Source organism: Pelatocladus sp. (assembly GCF_059505505.1).
The window spans coordinates 50,098-74,409 of record NZ_JCACKS010000060.1; the positions used below are offsets into that span (position 1 = coordinate 50,098).

General features: G+C 41.0%; 17 protein-coding genes and 1 pseudogene. 12 read left to right on the forward strand and 6 right to left on the reverse strand.

Annotated features, from left to right (window positions below):
- Window positions 1-336 precede the first annotated feature (336 nt).
- Window positions 337-2,265 (forward strand): cation:proton antiporter, encoded by a 1,929-nt coding sequence (locus tag AC5JMK_RS06150; RefSeq protein WP_096672816.1) that lies wholly within the window; start codon window positions 337-339, stop codon window positions 2,263-2,265.
- Here AC5JMK_RS06150 and AC5JMK_RS06155 read toward each other — a convergent pair.
- The 3 genes from AC5JMK_RS06155 to AC5JMK_RS06165 all read right to left on the reverse strand — a co-directional run bounded on the left by AC5JMK_RS06155 (window position 2,232) and on the right by AC5JMK_RS06165 (window position 6,789).
- The gene (locus AC5JMK_RS06155; RefSeq protein WP_096672818.1) at window positions 2,232-2,897 is read right to left on the reverse strand and encodes a cytochrome b N-terminal domain-containing protein; all 666 of its coding nucleotides are present in this window, start codon (window positions 2,895-2,897) and stop codon (window positions 2,232-2,234) included. The genes AC5JMK_RS06150 and AC5JMK_RS06155 overlap by 34 nt on opposite strands.
- A gap of 230 nt (window positions 2,898-3,127) precedes the next feature.
- Window positions 3,128-4,843 (reverse strand): diflavin flavoprotein, encoded by a 1,716-nt coding sequence (locus AC5JMK_RS06160; RefSeq protein ID WP_096672820.1) that lies wholly within the window; start codon window positions 4,841-4,843, stop codon window positions 3,128-3,130.
- Window positions 4,844-5,067: 224 nt separating this feature from the next.
- Window positions 5,068-6,789, reverse strand: coding sequence for a diflavin flavoprotein (locus AC5JMK_RS06165; protein ID WP_096672824.1), 1,722 nt, complete (start codon window positions 6,787-6,789; stop codon window positions 5,068-5,070).
- 711 nt (window positions 6,790-7,500) lie between these two features.
- On the opposite strand from AC5JMK_RS06165, the gene AC5JMK_RS06170 reads away from it, so the two are divergent.
- Window positions 7,501-8,397 carry a ParA family protein gene (locus tag AC5JMK_RS06170; RefSeq protein WP_096672826.1) on the forward strand — a complete coding sequence of 299 codons (897 nt, stop codon included), beginning with the start codon at window positions 7,501-7,503 and terminating at the stop codon, window positions 8,395-8,397.
- 131 nt (window positions 8,398-8,528) lie between these two features.
- Here the strand turns inward: AC5JMK_RS06170 and AC5JMK_RS06175 are convergent, their stop codons facing one another.
- A complete protein-coding gene (locus AC5JMK_RS06175) occupies window positions 8,529-10,535 on the reverse strand; it encodes a caspase family protein (RefSeq protein ID WP_495909659.1) in 2,007 nt (668 codons plus the stop codon).
- Window positions 10,536-10,715: 180 nt separating this feature from the next.
- Between AC5JMK_RS06175 and AC5JMK_RS06180 the strand changes: the two genes are divergently transcribed.
- From AC5JMK_RS06180 to AC5JMK_RS06195, 4 genes are all read left to right on the forward strand, one after another.
- Window positions 10,716-11,651, forward strand: coding sequence for an alpha/beta fold hydrolase (locus tag AC5JMK_RS06180; protein WP_495909660.1), 936 nt, complete (start codon window positions 10,716-10,718; stop codon window positions 11,649-11,651).
- 821 nt (window positions 11,652-12,472) lie between these two features.
- Entirely contained in the window at window positions 12,473-13,852 is a 1,380-nt protein-coding gene (locus AC5JMK_RS06185) for a CmpA/NrtA family ABC transporter substrate-binding protein (protein WP_096672832.1), read from the forward strand.
- Window positions 13,853-13,917: 65 nt separating this feature from the next.
- Entirely contained in the window at window positions 13,918-14,757 is an 840-nt protein-coding gene (gene ntrB / locus AC5JMK_RS06190; RefSeq protein ID WP_096672834.1) for a nitrate ABC transporter permease, read from the forward strand.
- Between the two features lie 93 nt (window positions 14,758-14,850).
- Window positions 14,851-16,854 carry an ABC transporter ATP-binding/substrate-binding protein gene (locus tag AC5JMK_RS06195; protein WP_096672836.1) on the forward strand — a complete coding sequence of 668 codons (2,004 nt, stop codon included), beginning with the start codon at window positions 14,851-14,853 and terminating at the stop codon, window positions 16,852-16,854.
- Between the two features lie 282 nt (window positions 16,855-17,136).
- On the opposite strand, the gene AC5JMK_RS06200 is transcribed toward AC5JMK_RS06195, so the two are convergent.
- Window positions 17,137-17,583: a hypothetical protein gene (locus tag AC5JMK_RS06200; protein ID WP_495909661.1), complete on the reverse strand. Its 447-nt coding sequence runs from the start codon at window positions 17,581-17,583 to the stop codon at window positions 17,137-17,139.
- Here AC5JMK_RS06200 and AC5JMK_RS06205 point away from each other — a divergent pair.
- From AC5JMK_RS06205 to AC5JMK_RS06230, 6 genes and pseudogenes are all read left to right on the forward strand, one after another.
- Window positions 17,578-18,447 (forward strand): nitrate ABC transporter ATP-binding protein, encoded by an 870-nt coding sequence (locus tag AC5JMK_RS06205; protein WP_096672840.1) that lies wholly within the window; start codon window positions 17,578-17,580, stop codon window positions 18,445-18,447. The genes AC5JMK_RS06200 and AC5JMK_RS06205 overlap by 6 nt on opposite strands.
- A 1,207-nt stretch (window positions 18,448-19,654) precedes the next feature.
- Window positions 19,655-21,373, forward strand: a complete 1,719-nt coding sequence (gene bicA / locus AC5JMK_RS06210; protein WP_495909662.1) for a bicarbonate transporter BicA — start codon at window positions 19,655-19,657, stop codon at window positions 21,371-21,373.
- Window positions 21,374-21,535: 162 nt separating this feature from the next.
- Window positions 21,536-21,927: pseudogene (locus AC5JMK_RS06215) on the forward strand (cation:proton antiporter); the annotation flags it as partial.
- 17 nt (window positions 21,928-21,944) lie between these two features.
- Window positions 21,945-22,160 carry a cation:proton antiporter domain-containing protein gene (locus AC5JMK_RS06220; protein ID WP_495909663.1) on the forward strand — a complete coding sequence of 72 codons (216 nt, stop codon included), beginning with the start codon at window positions 21,945-21,947 and terminating at the stop codon, window positions 22,158-22,160.
- A gap of 261 nt (window positions 22,161-22,421) precedes the next feature.
- The gene (locus AC5JMK_RS06225) at window positions 22,422-22,910 is read left to right on the forward strand and encodes a HugZ family pyridoxamine 5'-phosphate oxidase (protein WP_495909664.1); all 489 of its coding nucleotides are present in this window, start codon (window positions 22,422-22,424) and stop codon (window positions 22,908-22,910) included.
- A gap of 130 nt (window positions 22,911-23,040) precedes the next feature.
- Entirely contained in the window at window positions 23,041-23,502 is a 462-nt protein-coding gene (locus AC5JMK_RS06230) for a hypothetical protein (RefSeq protein ID WP_495909668.1), read from the forward strand.
- A gap of 102 nt (window positions 23,503-23,604) precedes the next feature.
- Here AC5JMK_RS06230 and AC5JMK_RS06235 read toward each other — a convergent pair whose 3' ends face one another.
- Window positions 23,605-24,009 carry a thiol-disulfide oxidoreductase DCC family protein gene (locus AC5JMK_RS06235; RefSeq protein ID WP_495909665.1) on the reverse strand — a complete coding sequence of 135 codons (405 nt, stop codon included), beginning with the start codon at window positions 24,007-24,009 and terminating at the stop codon, window positions 23,605-23,607.
- Window positions 24,010-24,312: the final 303 nt, after the last annotated feature.

The window sequence follows — 24,312 nt, forward strand, 5'->3', positions numbered from 1 at the left end:
GGCTTTTACTTTTAATGTCAACAGATTAAACGAATAATTTGATAGCAAAATTTTAAATTGCAGCAGGTTAAACTTAGTGGAAGCAAAAGTGATTCATAACCAATTGTTAAAAAATGCACTTTAGGAGGTAAACATGACACTCAAAAGCTGATGCAGCAAGCATTAACGCCGTCTCAATTTTACCAATATGAACAAATTACTGTATTGTAGGTAACTAAGTAGAAAATATTTTTCTACTGAACCAAAAAGAATTAAGTTGTGATGTTGCACCTGGTAAGTTAAGTCTTTACAATTCTTTACAAGAGATTTTGAAAAACATAGCTCAAAATCTACAACATGGAAGCATCTTTTGAAATCACCTTGCAGATGGTTATAGCCGTCGTTGCGGGCATTAGCGCTCAGGTAATAGCTGCGTACCTCCGAGTACCCAGTATCGTATTTTTATTACTGTTTGGTATTCTGCTTGGCTCTGACGGCTTTGGGCTATTGCATCCCCATTTGTTAGGCACTGGATTAGAAGTTATTGTCGCTTTGGGAACGGCAATAATTTTGTTTGAAGGCGGACTTAATCTAGAACTGCGAGAGTTAAACAAAGTTTCTACAAGTTTGCAATTACTCGTAACTTTGGGAACTTTAATCACGTTACTTGGTGGGAGCATGGCGGCCCACTGGCTGGGTGAATTTCCTTGGCCGATCGCTTTTCTGTTCGCCTCTCTAGTAGTTGTCACAGGTCCGACGGTGATCAGTCCTCTACTTAAGCAAATTAATGTGGAACGACCAGTTGCCACATTGCTAGAAGGTGAAGGAGTTTTAATTGACCCTGTTGGAGCCATTCTAGCCGTAGTAGTGCTGAACACGATCTTAAATGATAACGCCGATGCTTTTGGTGCTATCAGCAGCTTGCTAATGCGACTGGGTATTGGTGGCATAATTGGTGCCGTAGGCGGATGGCTGATGGCGTTAATTTGCAAATATGCCAATTTTCTTTCCTTTGAGGTCAAAAACTTAGTCGTCTTAGCTGGTTCCTGGGGCTTATTTGCATTAGCGCAAATGCTCCGCAGTGAATCAGGATTGATGGCGACTGTAGTGGCTGGCGTGGTGTTTGGAACCGCTTCGGTGCCAGAAGAACGACTACTGCGACACTTCAAAGGTCAGTTGACGATTTTCTTCGTTTCAGTCTTATTCATCTTACTGGCTGCGGATTTATCTATCGACAGTTTATTTGCACTTGGTTGGGGCAGTTTATTTACTGTTTTGGCGTTAATGTTTATTGTGCGTCCAATCAACATTCTGTGTTGTACCTGGAATAGTGACTTGAACTGGCGACAAAAACTGTTTCTGAGCTGGGTTGGACCCAAAGGGATTGTTTCTGCTTCTGTAGCTTCTTTATTTGCTATTTTACTGACCCAACACGGCATTAACGGTGGTGATGCCATTAAAGCTCTTGTCTTCTTGACAATTATCATGACAGTTTTCTGTCAGGGGCTAACTGCTGGCTGGATTGCTAGGTGGCTGGAAATTACCTCCAAAGAAGCCACAGGGGCGGTAATTGTTGGTTGCAATCCTTTGAGTATTTTCATTGGTCGCCTGCTACAAGAGAGAGGAGAAGCAGTTGTCATGATTGACACTGATCCTGAAGCAAGTCAACAAGCCCAAGCCGAAAACCTGCGAGTGTTAACTAGTAGTGCTTTAGATGCTGATGTTTTAGAAGAAGCAGGATTGGCTGCTATGGGGACTTTTTTGGCAATGACCAAAAATGGTGAAGTAAATTTTGTGTTAGCACAACGAGCCGCAGAAGAGTTTAATCCACCCCGTGTCTTAGCAATTTTCCCCCGTGACCCCCAAGCCAATAACGGTAAAAACAATACTAAAGTTAACCAGGCTTTTATCTCAGACTTTCAAATTAAAACCTGGAATCAATATCTCAAAGATGGGCAAGTCAAGTTAGGGATGACGACACTCAAAGAACCTGGTTTTTCATTGCAAAAGGTTCAGTTGCAAGCATTAATCCGGACTGGGGAGTTAGTACCACTATTTTTAGAACGGGACGAGAAATTGCAAATCATACCTGCGGGTGAAGCTTGGCAAAATGGCGATCGCATTATCTACCTCTTGCACGATCCCAGACCGAATCTTTTGAAACGCCTATCGGGTGGTAGAGATGCAAATCGCCTCTCTTTAGAAAAACTACCAGAAGTTGAAGAAATTCCGATCACTAAATTATCTCAATCTCAACTTTCTGCCAGTGATGTTCCTGCACCCTGAACATTACTCTGTGCTAAGTTATCACCTTTAGAGTTGGCGAGTTGAGCTTTCATTTGTTTTTCTTGCCACAATACACTCAATAAATGCACCACAGAAATGATAATGGCAGCAATGGAAAGAATATAGCTGTGGATGGTGTAAAGTCTTTGGATAGTGAGCGTACTAATTGCGCCACCACCAGTCAGGATTTCGCGTAGCTGCGAACCAATCAAAGGAATTGCTTCAACGGTTCCCAATTCAATACTAAAACGCCAGAATCCTTCTTGATCCCAGCTTAAAATCATTGCTGTCCAACTTAAGCCAATTACAGTTAGGGTGAACAATATCGCACTAACCCACGCTGAGAACCAACTCTTGCGAAACTGTCTACCCAAAAATAACACCACAATTTGCACAAGTGCGATCGCAATTACTCCATTACCAGCAATATTGTGGGCTTTGCGGAATAACCAACCATATTGCACCTGATCTGTAATTAGTTTTAACGACTGATAAGCCCTACCTGCTGCTGGTTCGTAGTAAAAAGACAACAAAATGCCAGTAGAAGCTGCAACCAAAGATAGGGTAATAATGACAACAGATAATACCGTAGCTATACGCTGCATAACCCTATTAAACTCGGTGCTTTCCATCACTCACCGCTCCTTTTCTTAGCTAGGAATGTACTTTTATAACAATTTTAACTAAGAAATATTAAGAAAATATAATTGCTAATTAACGTGACACGGAAGTACCCACTCTATGAGTACTCATAGAGTGGGTACTTCTACGTAATGTGTCAATTTAGCGATCGCATAAAAAACCACAATGAAAAGGTAGTTAATATTTGCTCATTCCAAACAACCACCAACTACCAACCAAATTAATAATGACTACCCGCCTTACGGTGATGCATAGCTGTCACAGTATCCGGTTGCAATAACTTACCATTATCAACGATCGCATACACCACCCAATGGTCGCCGCATTCCATGCGTTTGTTAACTGAACATTCCAAATAAGCTATTGAGTCAGTGATGATTGCACAACCGTTATCTGCAACTGCTGTGGAAAAGTCCTTAAATCTATCTTCTCCGGGAGCAAAGTTTTTGCGGAAGTGTTTCATATAATCTTGGTAATTTTCTTCACCCAAGATATTCAAAACAAACTTACCGCCTGTATGCATAATCGATTCAACCGCTCTTTCTTTGGCTATAGCTACAGTAATTCCCGGTGGGTTAAAAGTTGCTTGTGATACCCATGCTCCCAACATCCCCGTAGAAACTTCACCTTGCTTGGCTGTGACGACGCAAACAGAACCAACAATCCGCCCAACAGCTTGTTCCATTTGTGTTGCAGCAGCTTGAGTCAAACGTGGTTTTTTTGCTTTTCTCAGGCTTTGGGCAAAATCTGTTGCCATTTCTTCACATTCTTTGAGCATGACATCTGTGGGTTTAAATCTGGCCTTTAAAGTTTCAAAGCCAAATCGATAACCAGCATCTTTGAGCTTACCTTCAATTAAATCAAAAGCTTCGCCACTCCAGCCATAGGAACCAAAGACACCAGCTAATTTGCTGTTGTCACCAACGGCGAGAACAATACCCAAAGCAGTGTGAATTGGTGTCGGTGCATTCCCACCAATAGTGGGAGAACCCATAATAAAGCCATCACATTTTTCAATTGCATTACGAACTTCATCGGGTTCAGCAAATTCACAGTTAATTGATTCGACAGCAACTCCACCTTTAGTCAATCCCAAAGCAAAAGCTTGTGCCAAAGTTGCAGTGTTACCATAAGCTGAAGCATAAAGCAAGGCAACGGTAATCTCACGTTCAGTTTGTGACTTGCTCCAAATTTCGTAGGCTTTGGCTAGTTCCAACAAGCCGTAGCGAATCAATGGCCCGTGAATAGTAGCATACATTCGCACTTGCAACTCTGATAATTTTTCCAAAGCAGCTTGCACGTGAGTAGCATGGGGAGCCATCAAACAGTCAAAATAGTAGTGCTGGTCTTCTTTAAGGAGATCCCAATCTTCATCAAAAACTTCATCACCGCACAAATGCGTCCCAAATAGCTTATTCGAGTAAAGAATTTGGGTTTGTTCGTCGTAAGTACAAAGTCCTGTTGGCCAGCGTGGACTGGGGATCGGAAAGAATCTTAAAATATGACCCTTACCCAAATCCAGAGTTTCTTTCCCTCGCATAGAAATAATTTTCAGTTCGCGATTGGGGAAAGCTGCGCGTAAATTCGCAGCACAAGGAAGGGAACAAACAAAAGTCAGTTTGGGAACTAAATCTAAAAGTGCTTTGAGTGTGGCAACCCGGTTAGGATTAAAATGACCAAGAATCACATAATCCAACCGTTCCCAATCATTTAAACACTGCCTAAGTGGATCTAAATAAATTAAGCTAAAAGTTTCCGGTGGTGGATCAATGACTGCGACTTTATCACCACTAATTACATAAGAATTAGAGGTTGTACCTCTAGCTAAGGCGTATTCAATTTCAAACCGCAGGCGTGTCCAACTGCGCGCGCGCAGCACAGTTGTATTTGTCGCAATTGGTAAAACCTGCACATCGCGAGGATTAGGATTGGTCATAGGTATTTACGTGAGGGGAGGGAATTTGTGGAGATAGGGGATCGGGGATTCTCCAGAGGAGACGCTACGCGTAGAGGCGCAAGCGGCTTCTCACAGAGTACGGGGATCGGGGATTGGGGATCAGGGATTGGGGATTGATTATTCTCCTTTGTCCCCACGTCTGCGTGCAAAGAGTTCCCTTGTCTTCCTTGTCTCCCCACTCTCCCGTGTCCCCATTTGCCTTATTAGTAATAATTGCCTACCTTACGATGGCGAACTGCTGTTAATCCGTCGGATTTGGAAACTCGACCATCGGTGACGGTGCAGTACAATAGCCAGTGGTCGCTGCATTCCATGCTGCTCTTAACTTCGCATTCCATGTAAGCCAGAGCGTCTGTGAGAATTGGAGAACCGTTTTTAGCTGTTTGGGTTCTGACTCCCGCAAATCTATCTGCACCAGGAAGCAGACGTTTGAGGAAATGTTTCTTCAGTTCTTGATAATTTCCTTCTTCCAGCACATTCAGGACAAACTTATCGCCGACTTGCAACAACGAATCAATTGCTCGGTCTTTAGCGACAGAAACTGTAAATCCTAAAGGTTGTAAACTAGCTTGTGCTACCCAAGAAGCCAGCATTGCTCCTTGTACATTGTTCTTTTTAGCGGTGATAATGTAAAGTCCGCTACTAACCCGACCTAGTGCTTTTTCTAAATTAACGTCGATGGACTTAATTTGTTTAATGTTGCGTTCGCGGACTAACATTTGTCCCAAATCAGTACCCGCTTCTTCGCACAGTTGGAAGGTGATTGGGGAAGGAGTTTCTTTAATCCGAATTGCTGGGAAAGCTTCTTTGACGCCAAAGTCAACAAATCTTCTACGTAAGGGATCGATGGGTTCATCGTCACCGCCGTAACATTCAAAAAATCCAATGACTTGTTTGTCTTTGACTACACCCAAAAGCGCACTAATCGCAGCTTGCGCCGCAGCGTTAGCAGTTGGCGGCATACCAACAATAATGCCAGATGAACGACCTGCTAATTCTTGAATTTCTTGGATCTCAGCATTTGTCAGATCCATGATTTCAATCCCGACGCCAGTTTTTTGGACTCCATGAGCGATCGCCTGAGCAATGCGATCGCCATAACCATAATCAGCGACATAAAACATGCCGACAATTGTCTCTGTTTTGGCTTGTCTTTGACTCCAACCTTGGTAGCACTCTCTGAGTATTCCCAAATGATGGTAGAGTAGAGGACCATGACCATTAGCAATAATTTTGATGTTGCCCAACTCGTTCATTTTCTTCATCGCATTCAGCAGCGAACGAGCATTTGGCCCCATCAAACAATCATAGTAAAATCTAAAGTCCGGTTCGATTGCCTCTAAGTTGACATCAAAAGTGTCATCGCTGCAATAGTGCATCCCAAAAGCGTCACATGTGAACAGAGTTTGGGTTTTGTGATCAAAGCTGAAAATAGTATCTGGCCAGTGCAAGTTAGGCGCACTCACAAATTCAATTTCGTGGCCTTGACCTAAATCTACGCGATCGCCACTCTTGACAATCCGCTTAGAGAAGGGGTCGTGAACCAAATTTTCCAGAAACTGAAGTGCAACTTTCGACGCTAAGACAGTTGCTCTGGGTGCTAATTGCAGAACGTCTTCAACCAAGCCACTATGATCTGGCTCTGTATGGCTGACAATGATGTAATCAATTGCTTTTGGATTAACCAGTTTCTTAAGAGTCTCTAAATATAGGTGGCGAAACTTGGTGTGAGAAGTATCCACCAAGGCGATGCGATCGCCCTTAATTAGATATGAATTGTAAGTTGTACCATTTTGTAGACCGAATTCAATATCAAAGCGATCGCGATCCCAATCAAGCGAACGAATCGCCGTTGTGTTAGGAGCGATTTCGACAGTTTGTATAGTAAGTCGTTTGTTTTGAGGGTTCTCTGTAAGAGCTACCATTAGTCGTCTCCAAGCACAAATCATCAGTCTGCTTTTCTGACTCTATTTTGCTCATAATTCTTTTTGTAAAGTTGTTCAAAATAGTCTTTTTTGAAAAACTCCATTTGTAGCCAAAGTGTCTGTTTTTTGGCATACTTGATAACCGAAAAACTATAGTTAATTTTCTGTTTTTTGAGCGTGAATTATAGCAAAAAATTAGTGATTTGTTCTATAAGTTTTCCCTACATAAAAGTAATCAAAATAATGTCGCTGCTCCAAATTTTGTAACGAAAATCATCATTTTGGCAACCGTTGTATCTAATTTAAAATGTTGATGGTTGATGAAGACAGGAAACAGGGAACGCTTACTAGAGAACAGCGAATAGAAAACAATGTGTTTCAAAGGGGTGTAGTGAACTCAAGCGCCATATCATGGGAATAAGGACGGTGTTCCCATCGATGTTGCAGCCTCACTCAAAGCCCACTTACTTGGATTGTATAGAGGTAAGGACGAAGGTGTTCCCCTAATTGCAGTTGAAAAAATGCGACAAGCTTATAGAATATTATTACTTTTGGGATAAACCAAACGCGCCCCTCACTGGTATAATGCTGACTGCTCAATCAATAATTATTTTCGCAAGTTGGAAAATCTTAAAATTACCAAAAGTTTTGGCTCAACAACAAAACGTTTACGTTACTTACATGGGAATGCGTGATCAAAGGATTTAAGAAATGGGATATGTAATCGCAACTGCAAATATGAAGGGTGGGGTTGGTAAAACAACTCTCAGCGTCAATATAGCAACTTGTTTAGCGAAAGAACATGGCAAGCGAGTACTTGTGCTGGACTTAGATAGCCAAATTAGTGCAACACTTAGTCTAATGTCGCCTATGGAGTTTGCAAAGCGCCGGAAACACAGAAAGACATTTAGATATCTGATAGATCAAATTATAAATCCAGAACCAGAACAGAAACATACAATTCAAGACATAATTCAATCCCAGGTTTGTAATCTCCCAGGATTAGATTTATTACCAGGAGATATTGATTTATATGATGAATTTGTTGTCTCTGAAATGTTGCACTACCAGGCGATTAATTTAGGTGTAAATGATTTTGAAACTATTTGGAATCGTTTTGAAAGAGTCTTGCTGAGTAAAGTTTTAGAACCAGTGCGAGAAGAATATGATTTTATCATTTTAGACTGCGCTCCAGGATATAATCTTTTGACTCGTAGTGCTTTGGCTACTAGCAATTTTTATATTCTTCCTGCTAAACCTGAACCTTTATCTGTAGTAGGTATTCAGTTATTAGAAAGACGCGTAGCCCAGTTAAAAGAAAGTCACGAACATGAAGCCAAAATAAATATTCAAATGCTGGGAATTGTCTTTACAATGTCGAATGCTAATTTGTTAACTGGTAGATACTACAAACAAGTGATGCAACGTGTTCATCAAGACTTTGGTGCAGAAAAAATATGTCAAACCCAAATTCCAGTTGATGTGAATGTTGCAAAAGCTGTTGATAGTTTTATGCCTGTGATTTTAAATGCTCCTCAATCATCAGGTTCTAAATCATTTTCTCAGTTAACCCAAGAATTGTTACAAAAACTCAAAATGTATACATAGTTTGAGTTAGAAAAGTTAGTTTGTAGTAAGCACTTTAGTGCTTAAATTTAAGAGCTTACTACAAATTGCTTGCAATCGGAGAAATCTTCCGATTCAACGATGTTGATACTGGACAAAAGATGTTACCTCAACTATTGACGCACGGTTGTAATCATAATTTGACTTGCAATCCAATCATCATAAACTTCTTCTTCTGGCATAGCTACAAGATTGCGAGATAAAACTCTGTTCATCAAACTATTAAGGGTTCCTTTACCTCGACTTGCTTGTTTAACTAAACGAGAAGGCAAATCCAGTTCTTCTTGTTCAAGTAAGGTAGCATCAAATTCGGCGGTGCTGACAATCAGTTTGAGAATATCTTTCATCTGTGTCATTCCCTGTCTCCACAGTTTTTCTGGTAATATGGCATAGATTTCTCTACCGCCTAATGCCCAAGCTTCTTGTTTTGGCTGTAACCAAATACCTCCACCATCAAATAAACCTGTACTGACTGTATAGCGTTCTGTCAAATCCAATAAGGCGCAGTACAGAGGTTCTTTGCTGGTATTTTTGAGCTTGATTTTAAAAGTGGGACTCTTCAATTTGCCATTTTCTTGTCGGTACTCAAGCCGAATTTGAGTATCTTGCAGTTCTTGTCCCTCTTGATAAATGAATATTTGCACCGCATCCGGTTGAATACGACTGGTAGCAGGACTGGAGAGTTCAACTATATTTGTCCAACGGGTGATATGTTCTAAGCGTTGAATTACTTGCAAGGCTGTAGCATTTGTGTAACCTTGGATAGAAGCGAGTAAGGGACGATCATCGGCTGGGCGGGTGATTAAATATTTACCATCACGAGCAAGTAACTTAAACTCAGCAGTTTCTGGTGTAGCGACTTCACGAATATACAAAGAAGGATGGTTTGCGGAACTTGCACTCAGCAGTTGAGTACGGACAAGTTCTAATCCTACTGCTTCTCCTGACATTAACACACCTTTGGGCGGTAGAGGTAAACTGATGACTACTGCTTTAAAAGTTATTTCTGGTGCTAAGTTGTCAATACCGCTAATTTGGATTTTACTGAGTTGCGGCATGATTTCTAATACTTGAGCTTCACCGATAGCTGCTGACAATTGCCGTAATTGTTCACTATGTGTGTCAAAAGGAAACAATGCTAACAAGGTTGTCTCATTCCCAACAGATTGAGGAATTCCGTGTACAGCACCACCATCAATTACCCAGTCATACTGTGGATGATAATACACACTAAAGTAGGGATTGTGTCGAGCGATCGCTCCTCCTAGAAATGGTTGATCTAATTCACTTAAAATAGTTGCTTCTATTTGCGGAGATTGATCTGTGACTTTACTACGAACTAGAGCATGAGTGCGTTTAAATAAATCTCGATAAGTCAAATTACCATTGGCTTTTTTTAAAGTATCAAGTAAAAAGTAAGAAAATACGCCCCTTGGTTGCCCATCTCCGTTATACTCTTTTGCTAACTCACTATCCAGACACGCTGCTAAGAAAATATGTTTTCCTCTAGGGAAATTCCAGCCAGTGGAATTTGCTTCTAAACTGCGCGAAGCAGAAAGTTGACTAACTTCTGCTAGGGAAAAAATAAAGCTGTTTAAAGGCCGCTTGCGCCTGTCGATGGGGGCTTTACGAACTGCTGTTTCTGTTTCTAAATCACCACGAGTCCCAGAACCAGAGTGGCAACAGTCCATAATCATGGCAATATGGGGATTGTTTACAGCTACTTCTGCAATCAGTTTTGCTAATTCTTTATCAGCCAAGTCCCAACCCCCCGAACTGCGGCTGTCGTAACAAACCAAAGTTTCATTTAATCTGTCTGGTTCCAAACTCCAAAACTCTTCTGGGGCCTCCTCTTGACTACCATGTCCTGCAAAGTAAAAAAATGCCACATCTTTACTATTAGCTTGGCATAGATGCTGACGAAAACCGTCAATCATAGCCTGACGGGTAGCATTCTGATTTAAGATTGTGCGTAAATGTAGCTGATATCCATCTTCACTTACACGCTTTTGCAAATACTCTTTGACAGCCATGATGTCATTAACACAGCCTTTAAGTGGAGGGACAGGACTGATGTACTCGTCAATGCCAACTAATAAGGCGTAGATATTACGAGTCATGATTATTATACTTTTAAGTACAGATGCTACGATACTCAACTACAACAGAAAATCGCCTGGTTCCAATTTTTTTTGTAAAAATAATATTACTTATTTTTTATCTATACTTGCATCCCTGTCAGATAGTTTTCTGAAGCAGTAGACTGTAGCTGGAAGCAGAAAATTTGCAAAGGTAAATCAATGCTCTGGCTCATACTTATGATACCCCTGTTGGGGACTTTGATAGTAGTTGCGATCGCTTGCCAGTGGTACACTAACCAAGCGATTCGACAGGCGGAAGCACATTTTCCTCCCCAAGGAAAATATGTAAAAGTAGCTGGAGTGAGATTACACTATGTTTGCCAAGGTTCGGGTCAAGCGGTAATTTTATTGCATGGTAATCCTGGTTTTTTGCAAGATTACTCACCCGAAACTATTGATCGCATTGCTCAAAGATATAGTGTTTATGCTTTTGATCTACCTGGACATGGTTATAGCGATCGCCCAGACTTAGTTACACCACAAGTACAGGCGCAATTACTGCGTAGCGCCTTGCAAAAACTTGGAATTGAAAGACCGATATTAGTTGCTTATTCTTGGAGTAGTGCGATCGCTCTTGCCTATGCACTGCGATATCCTGACGAAGTTGCAGGTATTGTTTTGTTTTCTGCTATTGCCTATAAAGTTGATCAAGCACTTTTACCATTAGCAAGATTTGCTCAGTCGTCATTTTTGGAAACCCTGCTCAAATTTATTCCACCCGTCTTGGTTGGGTATATTCTGTTTACGTACTTAAAGAAAGCATTTTTACCAAAATCTGCAAATGTTGATTATTTAAAAGCAGCACAAGCATTGTGGACAAGACCGATTCCAATTCAAGCTTCCTTAGAAGACAGTAAAAACCTGCAACTAGCCTTAGACGAAATGAAAAAACGCTACAGTGAAATTAACGTCCCAGTTTTAATTGTTGTAGGTGATGCTGATAACTTTGTCTCTGCCAAAGAAAATTCTTACAGATTGCGCGATCGCCTTGCTCACTCCCAACTAATTATTGTATCCAACACAGGTCATGCCATCCCCCAAAGCCGACCACAAGAAGTTATCAAAGCGATTTATATTATTGGTCAACAGATTTAATTTTGTTCAACTACATTTATTTGCGATCGCTTAATAGTACCGCCTCGGAATAAATTCCGAGTCTCATAGCGCAAGTCCTCTGAAGAGGACTCAAAAAAAAGTTTGTTCCAGTCCACTTGAGTGGACTTTCGCTATGAGCCTGGAACTTTAGTTCTAGGCGGGATACAGTTTCAACATGAAAAATTTCAACTTGTGTGTACACCGTAGCCGCTTGCGGGGAGGGGCGGTTTTGGCGTTAGACAAAACCGGGGTGGAGTTCAAAGGGAATATAAGTAATCAAGCGAACCTGATACGATATAGCATCCCAAAATCATTCGTGAACATTAAAGATCCCCGACTTCTTAAACAAGTCGGTGATCTGAACACCCACGACTCATCAAAATTAATGCGATAGACCATTAGTTAACTTAATATTTATTGAACTAAACATAGATGCTCATTTATAGACATCATAAGAACTAAAATATTCAATATGTCTCAAATTATGTTTTGACTGCATATATAAACTTTTACTTATCTTAATAATCCAATATTTATTTAATAAAAATGCTTTCAAAACTAACTACTTTGGCTCGAAAAGCTGTAATCTATTTTCATCAGGTTTAATTATTGTTTAATGATTGCTTCAGTAAGATACACACGGCTGTATTTGCAAGTACAAACTTTTTACAAGGAGTTTCCGTCGCCTTTCTTTGAAAGATAAGGGCTGATGCAAACACCATGCACAGTTTTAAACGGGTTTTTCTTGTGCAAGAAACATCAACTGTTTCCTGTACCAATTTTTCATACATAAAAAATACAATTCACTCAAAGGAGATGTTATGTCAGACTTTTTGAATCAAATCTCTCGTCGCAAGTTTATAGTTACAGCAACTGCTTCTGCGGGTGCTGTATTGCTCAAAGGTTGCTTGGGAAATCCACCAGAACCAGGTGGGGGTAATGCTCAGACCCAGTCAGCAGCACAGCCAGTTGCTAATATTAGTCCTGAATTAGCACCAGAGACAAAAGCAATCAAACTGGGATATATCCCAATTGTAGAATCAGCACCTTTAATTATTGCCAAAGAAAAAGGCTTTTTTGCTAAATATGGCATGACTGACGTTGAACTTTCCAAACAAGCTTCTTGGGGTTCAGCACGCGATAACGTCGAAATTGGATCTGCTGGTGGTGGAATTGATGGTGGTCAATGGCAAATGCCTATGCCACATTTAATTAGTGAAGGTGTAATTACCAAAGGGAATCAAAAGCTTCCCATGTATGTGTTGTGTCAGTTAATTACACATGGGAATGGAATTGCGATCGCATCCAAATGGCAAGGACAAGGAATTGATCTCAAACTAGCCCAAGCCAAAGGAATTGTTACTCAACTCAAATCAAAAGGTTCTCGCTTTAAAGCAGCACACACCTTTCCCCACGTTAACCAAGATTTTTGGATTCGCTATTGGTTAGGTGCTGGTGGTATTGATCCTGACCAAGATATTGATTTATTACCAGTACCATCAGCCCAAACTGTTGCCAACATGAAGACAGGAACAATGGATGCTTTTAGTACTGGTGATCCTTGGCCCTATCGAATTGTCAAAGACAAAATAGGCTACATGGCAGCTTTAACCGCAGATATTTGGAAAAATCATCCAGAAGAATATTTAGCCATCAGAGCTGATTGGGTTGATAAAAATCCCAAAGCAACTAAAGCAATTTTAAAAGGCATTATGGAAGCCCAGCAATGGTGCGACAACTTCGACAACCGCCAAGAAATGACTAAAATATTGGCACAACGACAATATTTTAATGTGCCAGAAGAAGTTCTCTTCGACCCATTTATGGGTAAATATGATATGGGCGAGGGTCGCATAGTAGATGATAAATCAATGGCTGCTTTGTATTGGAAAGATGAAAAAGGTAGTGTATCTTATCCTTATAAAAGCCATGATTTGTGGTTTATCACCGAAAGCGTGCGTTGGGGTTTCTTGCCTAAAGATTATATTGTTAATAATGCCACTAAAGCTAAGGCAATTATTGATAAAGTCAACCGCGAAGATATTTGGAAAGAAGCTGCTAAAGAAGCAGGAATTCCTGCGACTGACATTCCCACAAATACATCTCGTGGCGTAGAAGAATTTTTTGATGGTGTCAAATTTGATCCAGAAAAACCAGAAGAATATTTGAAGAGTCTCAAAGTCAAAAAAGTAAGTGTTTAGTAGAGCGGTCGTACAGTCGTCTCTACATCAATCAACCATCAACAAAAAAATTAGGAGAAAAATCAATGACAACAGCAACTAGACGCCGTCCTAGTTCCAACTTTGATAATAGTTTTATATCCCGTCTGCAAAAGCAATTACCCGATTTGATACCTCCGATTCTTGCGATCGCTATCTTTTTACTTATATGGCAACTGTTCTCTTGGTTTCCAGGTGCAACATTACCAGGGCCAATTAAAGTAATTCAAGACACATGGATATTAATTTTGTACCCCTTTTATGACAAAGGTGGGATAGACAAAGGTTTGTTTTGGCAGATTTGGGCAAGTTTACAACGGGTAGCAATTGGTTACTTTTTCGCTGCTGTGTTTGGTATAGCTTTGGGCATTTTGATTGGTATCAATAAAACTATGTCCAAAGCTTTAGATCCTCTGTTTCAACTATTGCGAACTGTACCACCTCTAGCTTGGGTTCCCATTTCCTTAGCTGCTTTGCGACAAAACGAACCCGCAGCATTATTCGTAATTTTCATCACCGCAATTTGGCCGATTTTAATTAACACTGCCGTGGGAGTCAAAGAAATTCCCCAAGACTACAACAACGTTGCTAAAGTTCTCCAACTTTCCAAAAAAGATTACTTCTTTAATATTCTCATTCCCGCCGCATTACCCTACATTTTCACAGGTTTGAGAATTGCCATTGGTTTAGCTTGGTTAGCAATTATCGCAGCAGAAATCGTCATGTCAGGTATCGTCGGTATCGGCTTTTTCATCTGGGACGCCTATCAAAATAACTACGTGAGTGAAATCATCTTAGCTCTAGTTTATATCGGTGCTGTCGGTCTATTGCTAGATAAACTCATGGGTTGGATTCAATCACTGATTTTGCCAGCAGAACAAAAATAATTAATGGTCATTGGTCATTGGTTATTGGTCATTAGTAAGAAAATATGACAAAGAACAAATGACAAAGGACAAATAACAAAGGACAAATAACAAATGAGTGTATTCGTTGCTGTTGACCAAATTGATAAAGTTTTTAACCTAACTAATGGTGGACAATATATTGCCCTCAAAGGAATTGACCTCCAAATCAAAAAAGGCGAATTTGTTTCCTTAATTGGTCACTCTGGTTGTGGTAAATCCACCTTATTAAATATGATTGCAGGTCTGGATTTACCAACAGAAGGTTTAGTCACTTTAGAAGGAAAACGCATCACCAAACCAGGCCCAGATAGAATGGTCGTGTTTCAAAACTATTCTCTATTGCCTTGGCGAACAGTCAGAGAAAATATCACCTTAGCAGTTGATGCAGTGATGACGCATTTGCCTGCGGGGGAACGTCGGGCGATTGTAGAAAAACATATTGATATGGTGGGTTTGCGTCCCCATGCGGACAAACCACCCGGAATGTTATCAGGAGGACAAAAACAACGAGTAGCGATCGCTCGTGCTTTAGCCATTCGCCCCAAGTTACTATTATTAGATGAACCCTTTGGTGCGTTGGATGCCCTCACACGGGGTAACTTACAAGAACAATTAATGCAAATCTGCGAAGAAAACGAAGTTACCGCCGTCATGGTGACACACGATGTAGACGAAGCAGTGCTGCTTTCTGACAGAATAGTCATGCTTACCAATGGCCCAGAATCAAAAATTGGTAACATTCTACAAGTAGACATCCCCAGACCCCGTAAACGCATGGAAGTAGTTGAACATCCCAGCTACTACAGTTTGCGAAGTGAAATGATTTACTTCCTCAACCAACAAAAACGCATCAAAAAAATTCGGGCGCGCAAAACCACAATTGTCTCCAAGCACGGTTTAGAAAAAGTCAATCTCGAAATCGGTTTTGTACCTTTAACAGCTTGCGCTCCTCTAGCAGTAGCCAAAGAAAAAGGCTTTTTTACTAAACACGGTTTAGATGATGTAAACTTAGTCCGCGAAACCAGTTGGCGTGGTATCGTCGATGGTATCAATGGCGGATATTTAGATGCAGCCCAAATGCCCTCTGGGATGCCGATGTGGTTAACCCTGGGAGGAAATGACAATCAACCCCTCCCAGTGGTTACTTCCCTCACCATGACACGCAATGGAAACGCCATCACCTTAGCAAAACGCTTTTATGACCAAGGTATACAAACCGTTGCCGAATTTAAAGAATTTTTGAAGAGTACCCGTACCCAACGGCACATCATGGGAGTGGTACATCCTTCCTCCATGCATAGTATGTTGTTGCGTTACTGGCTAGCAGCTGGAGGTGTTGACCCCGACGCAGATGTTGATATTAAGACTATTCCCCCAGCCCAAATGGTAGCAGATTTGCAAGCCGGAAGTATTGACGGTTATTGTGTAGGCGAACCCTGGAACTACCGCGCAGCTTCTGAAGGTAGCGGCTTTACCATCGCCACCGACTTAGAAGTTTGGTTAGGACACCCAGGTAAAGTTTTGGGTGTACGGGAAGATTGGGCGACTGCATATCCTAACACCAATATTGCCCTCACAAAAGCTTTACTAGAAGCTTGCTACTACTGTTCGCGTCCAGAAAACGCCGAAGAAATTCGCCAAATCTTGGCGCGACGGGAATATGTCAGTACCGATATGGAGTACATTCAAATCGAAGATCCCAATAACGCCACCTGTGACTTAGACCATCCCCTGCGGGAATATGCTCATCACCAATTTTACGGAGAGTCTGCCATTAATCGCCCCAGTCGGACAGAACAAATATGGATTATGACGCAATTAGCGCGTTGGGGTGAAGTACCTTTCCCTCGAAATTGGGTAGAAATTGTGGAACGTATATGTCGAGTTGGCGTATTTAGTACAGCCGCCCGTGAATTGGGTATGGACATAAATTACACCCGTCAGCCAATTAAGCTATTCGATGGCACCAACTTTAACGCCGATGACCCCATCGCCTATCTTAACAATCTCAAAATTAAACGCGATTTCTCAATAGCCGAAGTTATTCTCGACACTCCAGTCAGGAGAGTAGCCTGATTTTGGGACTAGAGAAGGGGGACAATAGATCTCTTGCAAAAGTCGAATGAACCCCCCTCAATCCCCCCGTTCACGGGGGGAAAATTTAGTTCCCTCCCCGTAAACGGGGAGGGTTAGGGTGGGGTAAAAATATTTTTGCAAGAGGTCTAATAACAAAGAGGCTATAGCGACAACTTTTGGGAAGTCGGGGATCTGAACACCCGCGACTCATCGGGAGCATTCCAAATGTTCAAAAAACCCGCCTGCTCATAGCTAAAGTCTGCTTAAGCAGACTATTTGATTTTATGAAGTCGTCTTCAGACGACTTGTGCTATGAGCAAAGGATTTAAACCCTTTGCTTTGCGGAATATTGAAAAAATTGGGATGCTCCGGACTCATCAAAACAGCAACATTCTCACTTGAAACAGCAAACTTCTCACTTAAAACCACAAACTTCCCACTTGAAACCACAAACTTCCCACTTGAAACCACAAACTTCCCACTTGAAACCACAACATTCTCACTTGAAACCACAACATTCTCACTTGAAACCACAACATTCTCACTTGAAACAGCAAAATTCTCACTTAAAACCACAAACTTCCCACTTGAAACAGCAAAATTCTCACTTAAAACCACAAACTTCCCACTTGAAACCACAACATTCTCACTTAGAACCCCATTGTTGAGCCTCAGAACTTCAATTATCAGTCTTTTTCTGAAAAAAACAACTATAAAATCACCATGCATAACCGCAATTTTACAGTTACCGACACCACTACAAATACACTGGGAAGACCCCTAGCAACCGCAACTTCTAATCGTAAACCTTACTTAGAAATTAAAGACGTTAGCAAAGTTTATCCCACAAAAAATGGGCCTTTTACCGTATTAGATGGAGTAAATCTCAATGTTGGTGAAGGAGAATTTATTTGCGTTATCGGTCACTCTGGCTGTGGTAAATCTACTCTCCTCAATATGGTGTCGGGTTTTAATAATCCTACCAACGGACAAGTTTTGCTAGAAGGAAAACCCATCACCAAACCCGGTCCAGATAGAATGGTGGTGTTTCAAAATTATGCCTTATTACCTTGGCGGACTGCTTTTGAAAATATTTATCTCGCAGTGAATGCGGTTTATCCTAACAAACCAGAAGCAGAAAAATCAGCAATTGTTAGGGAACACTTAACAATGGTGGGACTGGGTGACGCTATGGAAAAGAAACCCCCGCAAATGTCCGGTGGTATGAGACAACGGGTTTCGATCGCCCGTGCTTTAGCAATTCGTCCTAAAGTCTTGATTTTAGATGAACCTTTTGGGGCGTTGGATGCGATTACTAAAGAAGAATTACAGGAAGAATTGCTCAAAATTTGGAACGAAAACCGTTGCACAGTATTGATGATTACCCATGACATCGATGAAGCTCTATTTTTAGCAGATAAATTGGTAATGATGACCAATGGCCCCCGCGCTAAAATCGGCGAAGTCATGGAAATTCCTTTTTCTCGTCCTCGTGAAAGATCCCGAATTATGGAAGATCCGCAGTATTACAAATTGCGTAACTATGCTCTAGATTTCCTGTTTAACCGCTATGCCCATGATGACGTAGGATAGCCATAGGTCCCCGACTTCGCAAAAGTTGTCGGGGATCTGAACCCTGCAACTTATCAAAATTAATTGGAAACTAATTGAATATGGTGAATGTCTTTGTAGTTCGTGAAGGCTGAAAAAGTGTTTATCATTAACTGAACTCATAGATTTCATAGATAATTCATTATACCTATACTCTTTTAATCCAAATTCGTGACGATATATAGACTATTACAAAAAAGGGGAATAGGGAATAGGGAACAGGGAATAGGGAACTCTTAACAGAGAAAGAAAAAACTTCAGTTGTGGGTTTAAAGCCCACTTGGAAAAAAGATGCATTTCGAGACGTGCAGCGCAAGAAATACGGCGTCCTTGTTTCAATCCCACGGCTTTAAGCCGTGGGAAAACTGTTTCCCGTTCCCTGTTCCCTGTTCCCTCTGAATTATTAAAGCTATTTAATATATATTTAAGAATTATTGCCTAGCTATTAACTTTTTAGGCACTAAAAGTTGTATGCTATTTTTATCGAATTAAATAAGTAGGTTTTACGCATAACTGCGGTTTTTGGGAACGTCAGCAAATTTACAAAACACACTAAATTGCGGGAGTCCGTTTTTTTATCTAGACTCAACGCAAATATTCGTTTGCTTTCAAGCAAGCCATACTAAAACAAGAAATATAATTTATTTCTTGTTAAATTTTGCTGGCAATCAATACAATGTCTGGCTTTTCACCTTTGGGAGATTCGAGCGATCCATGAAATTGTGCAACCAAATATTTCAATAAAATGTTTTGACCAAAACCATATATACCAAAGCAGTATTTACAAGATTATTGAAGAAAATTTTATAGATATAAATGTCTTCATTTATCTTGCATAAAGCTTAGTTTTTGTCAAAACTTGTCCAAATTAGTCCAAAATAATCACTGCTAATTACCTCAACAAACAGGTACTTTATCTCAATTGCACAGATGAATCTGCTGTTGATTCATTTGTGTCTAATCCTAATTTGATTTTTGTTGGCGTAGCCTGCGCTCTGTGCTTAAACAACTCAGAGGATGTTTGAAAAGTCCTCTTGTCGGTAGCAAAACTATTGGTTTTCCCTGTTCCCTATTCCGTGTTCCCTCTCTTTACCAGTGATTTAGAAATCAAATAGGATTCCTATTAAACGCTTAATCAAGGCTGGAAGTTTGTGACTTTACAGTTATATTGTGATTAAAATCCCCATCCATGCAACTGACTAATACTATCCATTTCCGAAATTTACGTGGCGATCTTTTTGGTGGTCTAACTGCTGCAATTGTTTCTTTACCATTGGCGTTAGCCTTCGGCGTCGCCTCTGGTGCTGGGCCTGTGGCTGGTCTTTACGGCGCTGTTTGTGTCGGGTTTTTTGCGGCCCTATTTGGAGGTACACCAACTCTTATTTCTGAGCCGACGGGACCGATGACCGTAATTATGACTGGGATTGTCAGTTCTATGACTGCAAGTAACCCAGAAAATGGCTTGGCGATGGCATTTACTGTGGTGATGCTAGCAGGAGTATTTCAAATTTTATTTGGCGTATTCAGGCTAGGGAAATATGTCACCTTGATGCCCTACAGCGTGATTTCAGGCTTTATGTCCGGAATTGGAGTCATTTTGATTATTTTGCAAATTGCTCCTTTTGTCGGACAGCCTAACCCTAAAGGCGGGGTATTGGGGATGGTGCAAAATTTGCCCCAACTCCTATCAAATATTAATCCCATCGAAACTATTTTGGGAGTGCTGACACTGGCAATTATTTTCTTAATGCCATCGAAATTAAAGCGCTATGCTCCTCCACAATTAGTAGCATTAATTATCGGTACTGTAGTTTCCTTGGTTTTCTTTGGTAATGCAGAGATCAGACGCATTGGTGAAATTCCCATGGGTCTGCCAGAATTACAATTTCCCGCATTTACTGCTTCCCAAATAACCGTCATGATTATTGATGGAGCAATGTTGGGAATGCTGGGATGTATTGATACTTTGTTGACTGCGGTAATTGCAGACAGTTTGACTCGCACTGAACACAAATCTGACAAAGAATTGATTGGTCAGGGTATTGGTAACTTGGTTTCTGGTATATGTGGTGGGCTACCTGGTGCAGGTGCCACAATGGGAACTGTGGTTAATATTCAAACAGGAGCAAGAACAGCTTTATCTGGTTTAACTAGGGCAATTATTTTGCTAGTTGTAGTCTTATGGGCTGCGAATCTGACCGAAACTATTCCCATGGCGGTGTTAGCAGGTATTGCACTCAAAGTGGGTATTGACATTCTCGATTGGAGTTTCCTCAAACGCGCTCATCAAGTATCCCTGAAAGGAACCATCATTATGTATGGAGTGATGTTCCTAACAGTTTTTGTGGATTTGATTGTCGCTGTTGGCGTTGGGGTGTTTATTGCTAATATCTTGACCATTGAGCGTCTTTCTAATTTGCAATCCCAGGAAGTTAAGACTATTACTGATGCAGATGATGCTATTGTTTTAGACCAACAAGAAAAGCAATTGTTAGATCAAGCCAATGGACGTGTACTGCTGTTCTACTTAAGTGGACCAATGGTTTTTGGAGTTTCCAAAGCGATCGCTCGTGAACATAATGCCATCAAAGACTGTGATGTGATAATCATGGACTTGAGTGACGTACCTTTGTTGGGTGTCACAGCTTCACTAGCAATTGAAAATGCCATCAAAGAAGCAGTTGAGAAAGGTCGCCATGTATTTATCGTCGGTGCAACTGGCAAAATTAAGCGACGCTTAGAAAACTTAGGCATTATACAACTGTTGCCTCCACACCACCTATTGATGGATCGTAAAGAAGCACTGCAACAAGCACTTGTTTTAGTTGATGGTTACGCAGCCCAGACGAGTACTTCTACAAGTACCAGATATCCAACCGATTTTGGTGACACTGCTGTAGTTCAGTAGTATTTAAGTAAAAAGTAAAAAGTAAAAAGTAAAAAGAGATTGTTTCTTTTGCCCTTCGGGTTCACCACTTGCTTCAAGCCGGGAAACCCGTCCAACGCAGTGGTTCACCTTTTAACTTTTTACTTTTACTTTGTTTAGTGAGTCGCTACAGAGACGTAAAACATGATTTTTTCCAACTTAATAGTTAATTCAGTTACTTGGGTATCTTCCTTGAGTTCTGGCTTGCGGTTTCCTGTGTTAGCAACCGCCACCGAATCAGAATATGCTCCTATTGTCCTCACCGGAGTATTACTGAGTTTAGTCGTGATTTATCTTGCCAGTAAACTCGGTGGTGAGTTATCAAAGATGATGGACTTTCCCCAGTATTAGGGGAATTGGTTGGTGGAGTTGTAGTCGGTGCTTCTGCTTTGCATCTGCTGGTATTTCCCGAAAGTGGTGCGATCGCTTCCGACTCGCTGATCATGAAAGTACTGCAATCCATTGATAATCTAAGTCCAGAGGCGGTAACGTCTGTTTTTCAAAGTCAAAGTGAGGCGATTTCGATTCTGGCTGAGTACCCGGAATTAACCGCTTGGCGATTGGTGTCGGGATGATTCCACGAGGTGAAGTAGGTTTGGTATTCCTTGGTATAGGTGCAGCTAGTGGTGCGATCAATAAACCTCTGCAAGCAGCGATTATCATCATGGTAATTCTCACAACTTTTTTAGCACCACCTTTCTTACGGTTAGCGTTTAAACAGTCAGCAGAAACGAAAGAGTTAGTAGAACCAGCCGATTTGATTGGGTGATTTTGACTTCTGCGTCATAAACGAACCGAACCACATAGGACGCAAAGAGTCGCATCAACTACAAAGATCCCTGACTTTTCTAAAAAGTCGGGGATCTTTATTTTTCAAAAAAATCGGAACATGACTATCAAAAAGACATTTCACCAAGAATCTGTTTTACGTGTAACTAGCAGTGTCAAAGTATCTTTTTGAGTTGACTGTTAATTGTAGTGGGGGCAGATGAAATGGCAACATGAGAGAGATGCCAATATAACTTATTGTATGAACAGTCTAGAACAAGCCCAGATAGAATACGAAGCTTTGATTCAAAAATTTCAAAGTGCGATTATTGCCACAGCTAACAAGCAAGGAATACCGAATGCAAGCTACACACCATTTGTAATTGATGAGTTCAAGAACATATATATATATATTAGTGGTCTGTCAACTCACACCCAAAACTTAGTTGTGAATCCTCATGCTAGTGTAATGTTGATCGAGGATGAAGATAAAACAGAGCAGATTTTTGCCCGTCATCGCTTAACTTTTGAGTGTACAGCAACTTTGATCGAGCGTGACTCCGATACTTGGTATGAAATTATGAATAGTTTTCACGCCCGTTTTGGTGAAATCATGGAAGTATTGAGCGGTTTACAAGATTTTCGCATGTTCAAGCTGACTCCCAAAGAGGGGCGCTTTGTGATTGGTTTTGGTGCAGCTTACTTTATTAGTGGTAATGACCTCAATCAACTAAAAGGTCGGTCAGTATAAAAAATTAGAATTTGTTACATTGGGGAGCATCCCAAATGTTCAAATAACCGCCTGCTCATAGCTAAAGTATGCTTAAGCAGACTGTTTAATTTATTTGAGTCGTATTAAAGATGAATTGATGACGAGAAACATGCGATTTTTACTGTGGGGAGTCATTGTTAGCTTAAGAATTTTACCATTGCCAGCCCTAGCACAGGCACAAAAACAGGTATCTGATACCCAAGTTGCGGCGATGGTGGAAGCATTACGACTAGCTGCACCCAATACAGGTAAAGCCAATGATGGTTACTATAGCGATTGGCAAGTCAAACCAGAAACCCTTAAAGGTTGGTCAAGAAATTGTTTGAAAAAAGAAGTTACACCCACACAATTTGAAAATAGTCCAGGACTAGCACGTCAAGTTATCTCATGTATTATGCGCCGTGAGTTGAATACTCAGTATGCAGCTAGCAAAAATAATGAAATTGATGCTGTGCGTGGGGCTGCTTGTTGGTGGATGACTGGTAATTATACAGGCTGCAACAGTGGTTTTACTGGTGCTTATGTACAAAAAGTTGTTGGCTATTATCAACAACAGCGCTCTAAATCTTAAAAGAGAACAGGGACTAGTGGCAGAGATGGGGGAGAGGGAAGAAAACTCCCCACACTCCCTACACTATCCATATCTTCATTGTCCCCGTTCCTCGTCCCTCCTTTAAAATTTGCAATTATTTTCAGCACAATATACTGAGTTATAAGTACTAGGACGCTTGCCAAAGAGACTATAACGATTGTCGCGAACTTGTTCGTAAATGCGATCGCCTGTCCATTTTATCCCAGGTAAAGCTCGATACGCATCCACAAACACACCACCAAACGGTAGTATACGGCCAATTTCTTCCGCCGCCGCACTACCTTGCCAACGTTGTTCCGGCGCATTAGCATTAATCAAAATCACACCCAACTCACAATCTTGAGGTGTAATTCCCCATTCTTGCAGTGTTTGCTGATCTTGCATGGGAATGTAGCGAAATAACTTACCTTTGTCTAGATTTTCTAGCAGTTGCACCAAAGTAACGCAAAGATTGCAATTTCCGTCGTAGATTACGTAGTAGTTCATAGTTATTAGACCTCTTGCACGAATCAAAACTTGCCCTCATCCCCCAAGCCCCTTCTCCCAATTTTGACCAGAAGGGGAGCCAATTTAAAAGTCCCTCTCCCAAGCTTGGGCTACGGTGTACACACAAGTCTGAAGTTACTCAAGAATCTGGGTTTTACTTCACCCTAACCACTGCTTGAATTCAATAAACGACCACCCAAATTCAATAAACAACTACCCAAATTCAATAAACAACTACCCAAATTCAATAAACAACTACCCAAATTCAATAAACGACCACCCAAATTCAATAAACAACTACCC

Bases quoted from the DNA above. Each gene is read 5' to 3' on its own strand.
- ntrB (WP_096672834.1), top strand. From the start codon at position 13,918: ATGACAACAGCAACTAGACGCCGTCCTAGTTCCAACTTTGATAATAGT.
- AC5JMK_RS06230 (WP_495909668.1), top strand. From the start codon at position 23,041: ATGCGATTTTTACTGTGGGGAGTCATTGTTAGCTTAAGAATTTTACCA.
- AC5JMK_RS06180 (WP_495909660.1), top strand. From the start codon at position 10,716: ATGCTCTGGCTCATACTTATGATACCCCTGTTGGGGACTTTGATAGTA.
- AC5JMK_RS06150 (WP_096672816.1), top strand. From the start codon at position 337: ATGGAAGCATCTTTTGAAATCACCTTGCAGATGGTTATAGCCGTCGTT.
- bicA (WP_495909662.1), top strand. From the start codon at position 19,655: ATGCAACTGACTAATACTATCCATTTCCGAAATTTACGTGGCGATCTT.
- AC5JMK_RS06225 (WP_495909664.1), top strand. From the start codon at position 22,422: ATGAACAGTCTAGAACAAGCCCAGATAGAATACGAAGCTTTGATTCAA.
- AC5JMK_RS06205 (WP_096672840.1), top strand. From the start codon at position 17,578: ATGCATAACCGCAATTTTACAGTTACCGACACCACTACAAATACACTG.
- AC5JMK_RS06160 (WP_096672820.1), bottom strand. From the start codon at position 4,843: ATGACCAATCCTAATCCTCGCGATGTGCAGGTTTTACCAATTGCGACA.
- AC5JMK_RS06170 (WP_096672826.1), top strand. From the start codon at position 7,501: ATGGGATATGTAATCGCAACTGCAAATATGAAGGGTGGGGTTGGTAAA.
- AC5JMK_RS06175 (WP_495909659.1), bottom strand. From the start codon at position 10,535: ATGACTCGTAATATCTACGCCTTATTAGTTGGCATTGACGAGTACATC.
- AC5JMK_RS06200 (WP_495909661.1), bottom strand. From the start codon at position 17,583: ATGCATGGTGATTTTATAGTTGTTTTTTTCAGAAAAAGACTGATAATT.
- AC5JMK_RS06235 (WP_495909665.1), bottom strand. From the start codon at position 24,009: ATGAACTACTACGTAATCTACGACGGAAATTGCAATCTTTGCGTTACT.
- AC5JMK_RS06185 (WP_096672832.1), top strand. From the start codon at position 12,473: ATGTCAGACTTTTTGAATCAAATCTCTCGTCGCAAGTTTATAGTTACA.
- AC5JMK_RS06165 (WP_096672824.1), bottom strand. From the start codon at position 6,789: ATGGTAGCTCTTACAGAGAACCCTCAAAACAAACGACTTACTATACAA.
- AC5JMK_RS06195 (WP_096672836.1), top strand. From the start codon at position 14,851: ATGAGTGTATTCGTTGCTGTTGACCAAATTGATAAAGTTTTTAACCTA.
- AC5JMK_RS06155 (WP_096672818.1), bottom strand. From the start codon at position 2,897: ATGGAAAGCACCGAGTTTAATAGGGTTATGCAGCGTATAGCTACGGTA.